This is a genomic window from Hyphomicrobium nitrativorans NL23 (genome assembly GCF_000503895.1).
GTDB classification, from domain to species: Bacteria; Pseudomonadota; Alphaproteobacteria; order Rhizobiales; family Hyphomicrobiaceae; genus Hyphomicrobium_C; species Hyphomicrobium_C nitrativorans.
Genome location: NC_022997.1, coordinates 635,400 through 648,604, shown reverse-complemented (window position 1 = coordinate 648,604; position 13,205 = coordinate 635,400). Strand labels below are relative to the sequence as shown.

General features: G+C 64.1%; 9 protein-coding genes. 6 read left to right on the top strand and 3 right to left on the bottom strand.

The features are described from left to right. Positions 1 to 17 precede the first annotated feature (17 nt). The 3 genes from W911_RS02990 to W911_RS17110 all read left to right on the top strand — a co-directional run bounded on the left by W911_RS02990 (position 18) and on the right by W911_RS17110 (position 4,851). Positions 18 to 1,184 carry a glycosyltransferase family 4 protein gene (locus W911_RS02990; RefSeq protein ID WP_023786033.1) on the top strand — a complete coding sequence of 389 codons (1,167 nt, stop codon included), beginning with the start codon at positions 18 to 20 and terminating at the stop codon, positions 1,182 to 1,184. Positions 1,185 to 1,370: 186 nt separating this feature from the next. Beyond that, positions 1,371 to 1,898 (top strand): translation initiation factor IF-3, encoded by a 528-nt coding sequence (gene infC / locus W911_RS02985; RefSeq protein ID WP_023786032.1) that lies wholly within the window; start codon positions 1,371 to 1,373, stop codon positions 1,896 to 1,898. Between the two features lie 193 nt (positions 1,899 to 2,091). After that, the gene (locus W911_RS17110) at positions 2,092 to 4,851 is read left to right on the top strand and encodes an autotransporter outer membrane beta-barrel domain-containing protein (protein WP_023786031.1); all 2,760 of its coding nucleotides are present in this window, start codon (positions 2,092 to 2,094) and stop codon (positions 4,849 to 4,851) included. Between the two features lie 59 nt (positions 4,852 to 4,910). Here the strand turns inward: W911_RS17110 and W911_RS02975 are convergent, their stop codons facing one another. Further along, complete coding sequence (locus W911_RS02975; RefSeq protein WP_023786030.1) at positions 4,911 to 6,284, bottom strand: vWA domain-containing protein; 1,374 nt, start codon at positions 6,282 to 6,284, stop codon at positions 4,911 to 4,913. 321 nt (positions 6,285 to 6,605) lie between these two features. Beyond that, positions 6,606 to 9,878, bottom strand: a complete 3,273-nt coding sequence (locus W911_RS02970) for an MFS transporter (protein WP_023786029.1) — start codon at positions 9,876 to 9,878, stop codon at positions 6,606 to 6,608. Between the two features lie 582 nt (positions 9,879 to 10,460). On the opposite strand from W911_RS02970, the gene W911_RS02965 reads away from it, so the two are divergent. The 3 genes from W911_RS02965 to W911_RS02955 are packed head-to-tail and all read left to right on the top strand — an operon-like array spanning position 10,461 to position 12,685. Further along, positions 10,461 to 10,961: a Fur family transcriptional regulator gene (locus tag W911_RS02965; RefSeq protein WP_023786028.1), complete on the top strand. Its 501-nt coding sequence runs from the start codon at positions 10,461 to 10,463 to the stop codon at positions 10,959 to 10,961. Between the two features lie 12 nt (positions 10,962 to 10,973). Next, entirely contained in the window at positions 10,974 to 11,891 is a 918-nt protein-coding gene (locus W911_RS02960; RefSeq protein WP_023786027.1) for an ATP-binding cassette domain-containing protein, read from the top strand. Continuing rightward, positions 11,891 to 12,685 (top strand): metal ABC transporter permease, encoded by a 795-nt coding sequence (locus tag W911_RS02955; protein WP_023786026.1) that lies wholly within the window; start codon positions 11,891 to 11,893, stop codon positions 12,683 to 12,685. Before W911_RS02960 ends, W911_RS02955 begins: the two co-directional genes overlap by 1 nt. Positions 12,686 to 12,689: 4 nt before the next feature. Here W911_RS02955 and W911_RS02950 read toward each other — a convergent pair whose 3' ends face one another. Continuing rightward, positions 12,690 to 13,196: a GNAT family N-acetyltransferase gene (locus tag W911_RS02950; RefSeq protein ID WP_041317186.1), complete on the bottom strand. Its 507-nt coding sequence runs from the start codon at positions 13,194 to 13,196 to the stop codon at positions 12,690 to 12,692. Positions 13,197 to 13,205: the final 9 nt, after the last annotated feature.

Sequence of the window (13,205 nt, the reverse complement as noted above, 5' to 3'; positions counted from 1 at the left end):
CCGGCAAGGGACAGACGTTGGAAAATCGAATAACCGTTCTCCAGATCATCCCGCGCATGCGTGCAGGCGGCGCGGAACTCGGCTGCTTGCAGGTGGCGGAAGCGCTGGTCGAAGCGGGGCATCGTTCTTTCGTCGCCTCCGAGGGCGGGCGCATGGTGGAAGCCATCGAAGCCGCCGGCGCGACACACATCACGATGCCGCTTGCCTCCAAAAACCCGTTCGTCATGTGGCGGAACAGCAAGCGCCTGATCGATATCATCCGCGCCGAGCGCGTCGACATCATCCACGCGCGCAGCCGCGCCCCCGCCTGGAGCGCGCTCCGCGCCGCCCGCGTCACAGGCATCCGGTTCGTGACGACCTATCATTCGGAATACTCGGAACGCGGCCGCATCAAGCGCTTCTACAACGGCGTCATGGCACGCGCCGACCGTGTGGTTTCGGTTTCCGACAACATGCGCGGCTTGATCCAGAGCCGCTACGGACTTCCGCTGGACCGCATCCCGGTCATCCACCGCGCCTTCGATCCTGCCAGATTCGATCCCGCAGCCGTCACGCCGGAGCGCCTCGACGCCTTGCGCGCCCAGATTGGCATCCGGCCCGAAGACCGGATCGTGCTGCTCCCCGGCCGCATCACGCGGCGGAAGTCGCAAGCCCATCTCATCGAGGCCGCCGGAATTCTCAAGGCGCGCGGCATCGAGAACTTCGTCTGCGTGTTCGCGGGCGAAGTGGAGAAGCAGGATTACATGGCCGAGCTGGACCGCCGCACGCGCGCTCTCGGCCTCACGGAGCGGGTCCGCTTTCCGGGCAACGTCAGCGACATGGCCGCCCTCTACCGCTTGGCAGCCGTCTCGCTCAACATTTCTGAGTTCGAGGGCCTCCCGCGCGTCGCACTGGAGGCCCAGGCCATGGGCGTTCCGGTCATCGTCTCCGACACCGGCCCCGGCCGCGAGGTCGCCCTCACGGCACCCGACGCCCCCCCTGAGGCAGCAACCGGCCTGCGCGTCCCGTTTGCCCAGCCGCCCGCCCTCGCCGAAGCCCTCGGCGAGTTGCTCGGCTGGCCGGAGCCCCAACGCGCGGCGATGGGAGCCCGGGCCGCCGCCCACGTCCGCAGCCGCTACACACTGGATCGGCTGACACGGGGCTATCTCGCGGTTTACCGGGAGTTGATGGGCCAGAATGCTTGATCTGCTGCTCCGGACCCGGATTTTATTGGTGGTCCCGATCCACCGACCTTGACGGAAGCGATTTTCTGAATTCTTGTGCTGGCCATCCTCCGAGCCGGTCGCGGATCGCGTCCAGGCGCAACCGTTAACGCTCAGGGGTCGTCACGATCTGAAACCACGACAGGAGATTGAAACATTCGCAAACCTATGCGGGGCGCCCCAGAGCGCGAGCTGTCCGGCCCGAAAATCAACGATGCGATCCGGGCACGCGATGTACGGCTGATTGACGAAACCGGGCAGAATGTCGGCGTCGTGAGCAAGATCGACGCGCTCGCCCGCGCCGAGGAGGCAGGACTGGATCTGGTCGAGATTTCTCCCGACGCCGAGCCTCCCGTCTGCAAGATTCTCGACTACGGCAAATTCAAGTATCAGGAACAGAAAAAGGCCGCCGAGGCCCGCAAGCACCAGAAGACCGTCGAGATCAAAGAGATCAAGATGCGTCCCGGCATCGACGATCACGATTACGACGTGAAGATGCGCGCGATGAAGCGGTTCTTCGAAGAAGGCGACAAGGTCAAGGTCACGCTGCGCTTCCGCGGCCGTGAGATGGCGCATCAGCACCTCGGCATGGACGTGCTGGTGCGCGTCAAGACCGAGGTCGAGCCCTTCGCCAAGGTGGAATCGGAGCCCCGCTTCGAAGGCCGCCAGATGGTGATGGTCCTCGCGCCGAAGTAGCACTTCGCCACCCCGGACGGCGCGAGAGCGCCGATCCGGGGGCAGAGCGAGCACGCGCACCCGAACTGACGAACCCCGGTCCGCGCCGCGAAACTCCCCTTCAACGCACCGAACTGCACGGCAATTCCCCAATTTGATTCTTCCGCCCGAATCACTTCTTCTCTGTGTGCGGAATTATGCCGGGAACGAGCCTATGCTTGAAAACGCACCCGCGACGGGCTTCCGTCTGTCGCGAAAAGAGAAGCTGCGCGGGCCGCGAACACCAACCCTCCTCATCGCTCTGGCCAGTCTCGCCGTCGCGCCGAGCGCCGCCTCCGCGCAATCGTTCAATGGCACCGCGGTCACCTCCGGGCCATTCCACGACGGTGTCCAGTACTTCAATCATGGCGCGAGGCTCGATGCTTCGGCGCCATGGGCCGTAGGCGGCGGACGGCAGGAATTCCGTTTCATAGCCCGCCTCGATGCAACTGCCGCGAATGCGGTCGGCGGAGGAGAGCAATATTTCTACGACCGCACCGTGCTGAACGCCTTCGCGCCGAACGCGATCACGTTTGGAACGCAGCGCTTCTTCAACGAAAGTGTGCTCAACGCGTACGCAATGAATGCGTTGAACGGAGGGACCCAGGAATTTCATGCCACGAGCCGCCTCAACGCGTCCGGGTACAATTCTGTCAGCGGCGGGACCCAGACTTTTCTGGGAACGAGCGTGCTCAGTGCCGCAACCACCAGCGCCGTGAGCGGTGGAGAGCAGACTTTTCGCGACAACAGCCGTTTGAATTTTCTGGCTCCGAACGCCGTAACGGGCGGAACTCAATTGTTCTACGACAACAGCGTGGCGCACGTCTTAGTCGCCAAGGGAGCCAGCGGCGCGCAGCTTCGCTTCTACGACAACAGCACGCTCGAAGCCGACGCGGCAGATGCGGTAGGCCACGCCACATTTTCCAACAACAGCAGGCTCAATGCCAACGTTGCAAACGCCGTCAGCTCGGACGACAACAGGTACTTCCTGGGCAACAGCGCGCTGAATGCCTCCGCAGCCAACGCGGTGACCGGCGGAAGGTTTCTGTTCGAAGACAACAGCACCTTAAATGCCGCCCACTCCAACGCCATCAACGGCGGCACCATTCACCTCCAAAATAGCGCCTCGATTCAGATCCAGGCAACCAATGCGTTGACGAACACCGTCCATGTCTATCTGGCTGGGGCCACAAACCTCTCGCTCAATGGGTACGGCACCACAATCGGAAAAATTGCGGGCAATGGCCAAATCCGAAACGGCGCAGCGCACGACGCCACCTTGACGGTCGACAGCTCGGTTCTGGGCGATTCCCACTTTGGAGGCGTCATCAGCGACGGAGGCGCCGGCAGGCTGAATCTCGTCAAGACCGGAGCGGGAACATTGCGACTTTTCGGCGTCAACACCTATACGGGCACGACCACTGTCAACGGCGGCGAGCTTCACATCGCCGGTTCCATCGTGTCGTCGGCCCTCACGGTCGGAAATGGCGGGCGGCTCAGCGGCGCCGGCGACGGCACGGTTGGAAACACCACCGTCGAATCTGGCGGCACGGTCTCGTTAGGACCGAGCCGTCTGGCGGTCGCGGGCGATATCACTTTTTCGCCCGGCTCGGCCCTCGAATTGCGGACTGCGTATCGCCTCCCGGTGACCGGCGCCGCACATCTCAACGGCGGATCCGTTGTCTACCTTAGCCACTCCGGTCCGGTGAGCGCTACGCAGACATTCACGATCCTAACGGCCAACACCATATCCGGGACGTTCAATTCCGCGTCGACGCCACTCGCCTTTTTCGACGCAACGCTGGCCTACAGCCCAACTGCGGTCAATTTAACGCTTCAGCGCAATAGCCTGACTTTCGCCGACGTTGGCCAAACCGAAAACCAGGATGCGGCAGCAGCGGTCGCCGAGGCCTTCGGCTTTGGTCATGCCCTGCATGATGCAATCGTCGTTCTTCAAGCCGGCCAAGCGCTCAACGCCTTCGACGCCATTTCCGGCGAGATCCATGCGTCCACCAGAACGGCGTTGATCGAAGACAGCCGCTTTGTCCGCAATGCGGCCAACGACCGGATCCGCGCCACCCGCGACCCGCGCCCGGCAAACACGGAGCAAGCCTTCAGCGCGCAGTTCGCCGGCTGGGGGCACGCGTTCGGCTCATGGGGCGACAGCAGCGGCAACCAGGCGGAGCTTTCCCGCACAACCGGCGGCATACTGACCGGCATCGACGGCCTTCTTCTCGACACCTGGCGGGTCGGAGCATTGACCGGCTACAGCCGATCCAGCTTCGAAGACCGCGGACACCTGTCGTCCGGCACCAGCGACAGCGCACACCTCGGGCTGTACGGCGGCACCCGATGGGCGGCTCTCGGAATCCAGGCAGGCGCCGCCTACGCGTGGCACGACATCGAGATGAAGCGCCATGTCGTCTTCCCCGGCTTCGTCGAGCATCTCACAGCCAAAGATGATGGCGGCACTGCGCAGGTGTTCGGCGAGTTGAGCTATCGCTTTGATGGGCCCGCCACGCTGGAGCCGTTCGTGGGCCTCGCCCACGTCCATCTTCACACCCGGGGTTATACCGAAACCGGCGGAACGGCAGCCCTCATGACCGAATCCTCTGACGAGGACGTGACCTTCTCCACCATTGGCCTCAGAGGTTCGTTCGGCTTCACGTTCGGCGGCGTCGATGCCAAGGCCCACGGCATGCTCGGATGGCGGCATGGCTTCGGCAACACGTCCCCGGTCGCCAAGCATCGCTTTTCCGGCAGCACGTACTTGACCGTCGCCGGTGCTCCCGTCACCGAGGATACCGCGGTGATCGAAGCCGGCATGGATGTCTTCGTAGGCGACGAAACCACGTTCAACATCGGCTATTCCGGCCAGCTCGCAAGCGACGCTCAAGACCACGGCGTCACGGCATCGCTCGACATCCGTTTCTAGCGCCAAAGGCGGAGCGCGATCCGCACTCCGCCCTGCCCGCACTGCAAGAAAGCGCGGCCTCAGTACGCCTGCTGCACCTTCGACTTGTGCTGATCGTGACGCATGGCGCGCCGCGTGCGCTCCCAGTCCCCTTCTTCCAGCGACGCAGCAGCTTCCCGCGACCGCTCCTCCAACTTGTCGAGCGTGGAAATGGAAGCCGACGGAGCCGGCGCATTTCCAGAGCCGAACATATTCTTGTTCCGGCTCAGATACGACGCATTGTCGATCAGCACCTGCCGCGCCGCGGCCACGTCACCCTGGTTCCGCAGCTCCATCGCACGCTCGCTGTTCTCTGTCGCGATCTGCTCGGTAACCTGGCTCATAACGGCTTTATTGATGCTGCCCTCGGCCTCCTTCGCGTCGTCCGTAAAGCGCGCCTTCACACTAGCCGCGACCGCATCCCTCGACCCGCCGTCGAGATTGAGGTACGCAACATCCACCCGCGCCACCTCTTCTGCGCGCCCGCCCTTGTACGGAACGGACGGTTCCAGCTCCACGACGACATAGCGTTCGTTGTCGGCTTGCAGCTGCGCGAGGTTCACCGTCACGCGGCTTCCCGCGATCTCCGCATCCCGCCCGAGCACGCGCGTAGGCCGGAAGCCCGCTTTGCATTCGATGGTAATGGTGATGTCGCGCGCGGCGATGGAAAGCGCGTCACCGAACTCCCGGTCGAAGATTTCCGCCAGATCGCTCGGCCGCTCGACGAAAACGTGGTTGCCGTCGCTGACGGCCGCGAGGCGTTGCATCAGCTCGTCGTTGTATTCGAGGCCGAGCCCGATGGTGGAAACCGAGATGCCCTTCCCGGCGAGCGTCTGGCCGAGAGCGGCTACCTCGCGCGTCGAGCTGGGCCCGACATTGGCAAGGCCGTCCGAGAGCAGAACGACCCGGTTCACCTGCATATCCGAGCGATGCGATTGCACCTGCTCGCCGCCTTCCTTCACACCGGCATAAAGCGCCGTCGTGCCCGTTGCGGTGAGACGGCCGATCGCGCGCTCTGCATCGTCGCGCTTGGCGCCGAGGCGGCCCGCGCGTAACAGCACGTCCACCTCGTGATTGTAAGCGACGAGCGAAACGATATCGTCAGGCCCCAGCCGCTCCAGCGCCGCCTCTACGCCCTTCTTGGCTGCCGCAAGGCGCTCGCCCTGCATCGAGCCGGAGCGATCGATCACCAGCGCGACATTGATCGGCGTCCGCCGGTCCCGCTCGCGCTGCCCGAGCGCCTTGAGCGAAAGACGCAGATAAATCTTGTCCTTCGTTTTCGCATCGATGACGGCATGGCCAAGCTCTGCGGCGAGACGAACCTCCGCCGCCTGGGTTTCCACGGCTGACGAAAGCATGGCCGCCGAAAACGCGGCAAGCCCAAGCAGCGGCGTGACAGTGCGCACGAACGACATGGGACATCTCCTCATGACACAACGAGCGCACACGATAAATGCGTACACCGGCGGAATAATGCGGAAGCGGTGACGGAAAAAAGATCATCAGCAAGCACCCTTTCACCATGCCGTAGATCGACGTAAGGGCCTTACCCTACCGCACGTGCATGACAGGCGGCGCACGCTCGCTGCACACAAAAAATCGGCACGAAGCGCCCGGGAGCAAAGCGACCCGCGGGGCAAGGCGAAGCCATGCTCCGCATGGACTGCCGCGGCCATCCGCAAAGCACGACATCTCTTATTCGAAGCTTGCCGCAGCTTGCCTACGAAACAAAAAAATCAATTCAACGTCCGCTTCCCGTCGCCCAGCCCAGCCTGCTGCACGGGCACGCGCTGCAACTGATGGAACAGAGACTGAAGCTGCATCCAATCCGCGCTGCTCTGCCGCGCATTGCTCTGTAGGCTTTTGAGCAGGCTTTGGGCGGTCGCAAGCAGGAGCTTCTCGTCGCCTGCCAGAATTTCATTCGCGTTATCCGGTTCGAGCTGCTCCACGATATGACCCAGCGCCCGCTCGTAAGGACCGTTCGGCAGCAGCATCACGATGCCCCAGTTCTGTTCGAGATCCTCCGCCACGGCATTCAGGATGCGCTGCTTCCAGCCGTCCCCGGGCCGAAGCGCCTGATCTTCTCGCGAAAACGCACGGTCGAATTCGCGGCGCGCCTCGTCATCGCCCTGCCGCAAAAAATAATCGAGGCCACTCTGCGTGCGGCGCAGCGCGTAGAAATCCTCGCTCGCCTGTCCCGCCGTGCGGAGAACTTGGGCATCCAGCATGACGTAGCTTTCCGCATCGACCCCAAGCGGATCGACCAGCGCCGACATTGCCCGCACCCGCTCGTCGTTCTCGCTCGGCTTGTATTCCACCCGCTGGGTCTGATCCGTGATCTGGGGCGGATCCTGCTTCGAAGCAGAAGATATAAGCGCACCGCCATCCGCGGCAGGCGGGCGCCCGCCACCGCGCGCCATCTCGCGTGCACGGATGCGGGCCAGCGTTTTATAAAGATCCTTGTGCACGAAGTAGCTTTCGGTGCCCTTCACCCGCTGAACCAGCGAGAACGTCGCGCCCGTGTTCAAGACATTGAGCACGGCCGGTCGTTCGTCGTCGTCCACATCTTCGAGATCGATCTGCGACGTGAAGCCCCGATCCTCGTCCATCGGCACCAGCGCACCCATCACCGCATCGCACGAAGCGCCAATGTCGGGCAACAACGCCACAACGAGCTGATCTTCGAACTGGTCGAGCGCAAGACCGCGCTCGGCCTTGTCCGGGTTGCGTTCGAGTTCCCGCTTCACGACCGTATTGAGGAATTCGAGAAGCTCCGAGCGCACGAGATAATGCGCGGCCTGCCCACCGCGGCGTACCGCGCCGATCACCGCACCCGCGTTGAGAACGCTGCGCACCTGCACTGCGGTCTCGGGATCCAGTTCGTCGAGCCGCACCTCGTTCGAATACCCTTCGACGTTTTCGATGGGATGCATGGATTGCACGACAAGCCGCGCCTTGCGGAACGTATCGGGCAACAGCGCCGCCTCGATCATCGCGTTCAACTCCTGCGAGTTACGCGCTTTGAGGCTTGGAACGTCGGACAGCGGCGAACGCACGGCGTTGGCGCCGAACAAGCCGCTCATGAAGATCAGCGCATCCATACCGATGGCGATGGCAAGCGCCAGATACGCCAGCGAATTGCCGTCTTGGAACGCGTTGAGCGACACCACGAAGTTGTGGGCCTTGTCGTCGCGGTTGAGATCGATGGCCGAAAGCCGCGCGCCCATCGCCGACGAATCCGCGCTCGGCAGTCCCGAGTCCTGCAGACACTTGCGGCCGAAGCCGAGCAACGGATCGACGCCGCCCACCGTCGGCAGCTTGTCGCCGCCGGCACAGTTCGCCTCGAACGCCTTGAGTCCCGAATTGAGCGCGAACACCACCGCCGCCGCTTCGACCGCCTGCTTCGGATCGCAGTCGATGTCGCGCACGCGCTCTTTCGTGGCCTCCGTCGAGATCATCGCGTCGTAGAGCTGCACGCAATGCTGATGCAGCGACGCGAGGCGCTCCTGATCCGGCTGCTGGCGAAAGTCCGCCCGCGCCCGCTCGAATGCGGCACGCACCCGCGCCGGATCGACGCTCTGTCCTTCCTGGCCCAACTGAGAGGCTTCAGACGCCGCGATCCGCTGCCCCGCCGTATCGGCCTCGCCCCTGAGCTTCGCCAGCTCGCCATCGACGCCGGCAAGCTCACGCTCGATCTCCGTGATGCGCGTATCCACCGCCCCGAGACGCTTTTCGGCGTCGCGCACACGTTCTTCGCCGATCTTGTAATAATCCCGGAGACGCGCAAGCTCGCCCACACGCTCGCGATACATGGGCCCCCGGCCGGACTTGAGCGTGCCTTCGACGCCCTTTTCCTCCGCCATTGCCTCGACGCGCTTTGCATCGACTTCACGCGCCCGCGCATCGAGTTCCGATTTTTTGCCAGCGAGATCGGCCGCAAGCCCCGGCCGCTCGGCCTTGAGGCGCGAAAGCTCGTCCGTCAGGACGATCTTCTTGCCCGCGAGCCCGGCCTGTCCGCTCGTTGCGGTCGTCATGCGCTCCTGCTGCTCGGCAATCGCGGAGCGGTGCGCCTCCATCTGCCGCGTAAAATGCGCTTCGATCTCCCGCTCGGCCCCTTCGGATGCGCGCGAGAGCGAAGCGAGCTGCCCTTCGTAGGCCTGCCAGCCCTGGCTCTGGAACAGCGTCTCGGCTTCCGTGATCCGCCGGCTCGAAATTGTTTCGCCGATGTCCGCGACGACGCCCGCAACCTGGTTCGTCGTGCGGATCTCGGCTGCGCGTTCGCGCTGATCCTTCGGAAAGATCACGTTGAAGCGGCTGTCGAACGAGAAGAACACGCTGGTCGACATGCAGACCAGGAACATCACCCACAGCATCGCGTTCTTGGCGACGATCCGGACGCCTTGCGTATAGGGCTGCACCACGTCGCTCTTCGAAAAGATCAGAATACCCGCCACCGCGAGTACCACGAGCCCCGCCGCAGCGAGCCCATAGAAAAGTTGATCGTTCGAGAGACCGTAAAGAACGATACCCGCGACAAGCGCCGCAATGAGCAGCGTAAATCCGATCAGCGAAAGCGCGATCATCGGCGCGTTGACCTTACGCGCTGACGTCACACGCATCTGGTTCATGCCGGTCGCGAAGCTTTCGCCGATGAGCCACGCGGTGATCAGCATCACCGCGTGGATGCCGAACGTGAACATCGCCGACAGCACCGATTCTCCGGTGAAGTTGCGCATGCCGTCCCACGTCACCCAGCCGCCCGCGAGCGAAAGAATGAGCGCGGCGCTTCCGATCAGTGCCAGCCGCCAGTTCGAGAACAGCACCTGTTCGGTGGCCGCCCAGATGCGCGGCAGAAGCCGCGTCAGCGCGCTTGCAACCGCAAGCACGAGGAGGCCCATGATGATCCAGTTTGCGGCTTGAGGCAGCGACACGCTCTCGGCGCTGAGCGTCGGCATCTCTGGAAGCGACTGAACGATGCCATCCGCCGTGGCCTTCACGTCCCAGCCCATGGTGCTCAATCCTCCTGGCGCCTGCCCGCTCCGGACCGTCTCGGACCGCCGTCATCCCACCCTCACGAAGCCACTCAAGGCCGTAAGGGCAGACCGAGCCCTCGTTGCAGGTTGGAAAGCGGCACGCGGGTACCGTAATCGCCCTTATGCACACGTCCTACAATTCGCGGGCCGCATCGCGGCGGTATTGCGGCGAGCAACCGACATGGATGCGATTTAATCTCACCTCCGCCCTAACCGGCACCCTGCCGGAGCACGGCGACGATCGAACGGCCGCCGTCGTTGCGCCCCGCGATGTGCAGGGACAATCATTCTCGGGAAAGAAGCCCTCTATCGAGCCGGGAGCGCACGGTTGCCACGCGTGCAAAATACAGAAATCGCCAACAAAAGACGCAACGCCTCAAAAAGACGGGTAGAAATTACTCTTTCAATACAACTGCCAGATCTGGCACCTCGGCGTTTTACACGCCGGATCACGATCAATTCACCGCGCCTCAGCCCCTACGGATCAATTTCTCTAGGCACCGCGTTCGGTCATGATATTGTGTAACGTGGAATCCGAAAGAGACCTTGCAGGCCCTGATGTCTGACGCGCAAGCACGCACCCCCTTCCCGTCGCCGGAGAAGCCCAACGGACGCAAGCTCGCCAAGGCCATCGAGCGCGCCGGTGAGGAATTTGCGGCCAAGAACCTGCGCTTCACCAAGCTCCGGCAAATGGTCTACGAGGAAATCGCCGCCACCTACGCCTCGATCGGCGCTTACGAAATCCTCAACCGCTTGGCCGACAAAGGCACCCGCGTCGCACCGATCTCGATCTACCGGGCCATCGACGCCCTGCTGGAAGCGGGCGTCATCCACCGCCTCGAAAGTAAGAACGCCTTCTTCGCCTGCCGGCGCATGGACCACCGCACGGGCCGCCGCCCGCTGTTTCTCTCCTGCGAGAAATGCGGCGCCGTGGGCGAAGTTGACGGCCAGCACATCTTCGACCTGATCGGCGAAGCGGCCGATGGCGCGGATTTCAAGGCCCGTGTAAAGTTCGTCGAGGTCCAGGGCCTGTGCCCGCGCTGCGCGGCGAAGGAATAAGGCACGACGTTGATGAACGAGCGTCCCGGCGAGTCCGCGGAGACGTCCTGCGCGTCGGCGCATGGCGCACATAGCCATTCTCACGGCCATCAGCATACCCACGACGGCACATGCTGCGGTGGGCACGGGCACGCCAAACGTCCGCCCGGCGCCGACATCCTGATCAGTGCCCGCGCGCTCGCCGTCACCCGCAGTGGCCGCGCGATCCTGTCCGGCGTCGATCTCGACATCGCAGCCGGCGAGATCGTCACGATCATCGGCCCCAACGGCGCCGGAAAAACCACGCTCGTCCGCGCCTTGCTCGGCCTGGAGCGGCTGGACGAAGGCGAGGTCCAGAGACGCCGCGGCCTCACCATCGGCTACGTCCCCCAGCGCTTCGACATCGACCGCACCTTGCCGATGACGGTCGCCCGCTTTCTGGCCCTGGGCGAAGGCGCGCGCGCAAGCCGCATCGGGGCCGTCCTGGAAGAGGTCGGCGCGTCGCGCGTGGCGAACCAGCAGCTCGGCGAGCTGTCGGGCGGCGAATTGCAGCGCGTCCTGCTGGCCCGCGCCCTTCTCAATGATCCGGATCTGCTTGTGCTGGACGAGCCCGTGCGCGGCGTGGACTATGTGGGCGAAGCCGAGCTTTACACGCTGATCGGCCGCCTGCGGGATGCGCGCGGCCTCGGCGTGCTGTTGATCTCGCATGACCTCCACATCGTGATGGCCAACTCCGACCGCGTGATCTGCCTCAACCGCCACGTCTGCTGCTCGGGCGTGCCGGAAACCGTGGCCCAGCATCCGGAATACGTGCGTCTGTTCGGCCGGGACGAGGCGCGCGCCTTCGCCGTCTACCAGCATCGTCACGATCATCGCCACGATCTGGCGGGCGAACCGGCCCCTGTCGGCACGGACGACGGCAAAGACAGCCCCTCCGGAGGCGCCGCCTGATGGAGCCGTTTCTCCTGCGCGCAATCGCGGCCGCCGTCGCGCTCGCCGTCGTGGCGGCCCCGCTCGGCTCGCTCGTGATCTGGAACCGCATGGCCTACTTCGGCGAGACCATCGCCCAAGCCAGCCTCATCGGCATCGCGCTCGGTCTGTTCCTCGGCATCGACATCACCGCGCCCGTGATCTTTGCCACGCTGGTCATGGCCGCTCTGCTCATCGGTCTGTCTCGCCAGAAGATCGTGCCGCTCGACGCAATCCTGGGCCTCATGCACCACGGCGCGCTCGCGCTCGGCGTAATCCTGACATTGAGCCTCACGAGCGGCGCGGCCGACCTCATGGGCTTCCTGTTCGGCGACATCCTCGCCGTCACCGTCACCGACCTCTATTGGATTTACGGCGGGGGCGTGCTGGTGCTCGCCATCCTCGCGTGGCTCTGGCAGCCCCTGCTCCGCCTCGCCGTGCACGAAGAGTTGGCCTCGGCGGAAGGCGTCAATCGCGATATGGTGAAAGCGGTCTTCATCGTTCTGCTCTCGCTCACCATCGCCATCGCCATCAAGATCGTGGGCGCCCTGCTCGTGATCGCGTTCCTCATCGTGCCCGCCGTCGCAGCCCGCCCTCTTGCATCCACACCGGAGCGCATGGCGATCCTGGCCGCCGTTGTCGGCGTAGCAAGCGTCGTCTTGGGCCTTTGGGGCTCGCTTACGGTCGACGTTCCGGCAGGCCCCGCAATCGTGCTTGTGATGGCAGCCATCGCCGGGGTGTCCGTCGGGAGCGCCGCGCTCGCGAGGCGAACGTAAGCGGTCAGCCCTCGCTCGCCCCCTCAACCCCGAGCCGCTTGCTGAAAAAGAGCGTCGCGACGACGGGCGTGTCATAGTAAGGCGCGATCGGGCGAAAGCCCATCCGCCGGTACATCGCGGTTGCCTGTTCGAGCTTCGGCAGGCTGTCGAGCATGATCTCCCGATACCCGATCCGCGTCGCTTCGGCGATGACGGCATGCGCCAGCACCCGGCCCACACCATGCCCCCGTGCCTCCGGCGCTACGTAAAGCCGCTTCATCTCGCAGCACCCTTGCCGGTCGAGCGGTCGCAGCCCGACACACCCGGCCGGAACGCCCTCATCGCTGCGGGCAAGCAGCAGAGCGCCCCCAGGTGGCGCATATTTGCCGGGCAATCCCGCCAGTTCGTCTGCGAAACCCTGGTACATGAGATCCAGGCCCAGCCACGCGGCGTAGGCTTGAAAGAGCGCGCGCACGTCCTCGACATCGCGCTCCGAGCGCGCAGGCGCGATCCGATAGTCGGGTCGGCTCATCGAAAACAT

What these genes read in the sequence shown, in the direction of transcription:
- W911_RS02975 (WP_023786030.1), bottom strand. Translation starts at nt 6,284, where the DNA reads ATGTCGTTCGTGCGCACTGTCACGCCGCTGCTTGGGCTTGCCGCGTTT.
- W911_RS02970 (WP_023786029.1), bottom strand. Translation starts at nt 9,878, where the DNA reads ATGGGCTGGGACGTGAAGGCCACGGCGGATGGCATCGTTCAGTCGCTT.
- infC (WP_023786032.1), top strand. Translation starts at nt 1,371, where the DNA reads ATGCGGGGCGCCCCAGAGCGCGAGCTGTCCGGCCCGAAAATCAACGAT.
- W911_RS02960 (WP_023786027.1), top strand. Translation starts at nt 10,974, where the DNA reads ATGAACGAGCGTCCCGGCGAGTCCGCGGAGACGTCCTGCGCGTCGGCG.
- W911_RS02965 (WP_023786028.1), top strand. Translation starts at nt 10,461, where the DNA reads ATGTCTGACGCGCAAGCACGCACCCCCTTCCCGTCGCCGGAGAAGCCC.
- W911_RS17110 (WP_023786031.1), top strand. Translation starts at nt 2,092, where the DNA reads ATGCTTGAAAACGCACCCGCGACGGGCTTCCGTCTGTCGCGAAAAGAG.
- W911_RS02950 (WP_041317186.1), bottom strand. Translation starts at nt 13,196, where the DNA reads ATGAGCCGACCCGACTATCGGATCGCGCCTGCGCGCTCGGAGCGCGAT.
- W911_RS02955 (WP_023786026.1), top strand. Translation starts at nt 11,891, where the DNA reads ATGGAGCCGTTTCTCCTGCGCGCAATCGCGGCCGCCGTCGCGCTCGCC.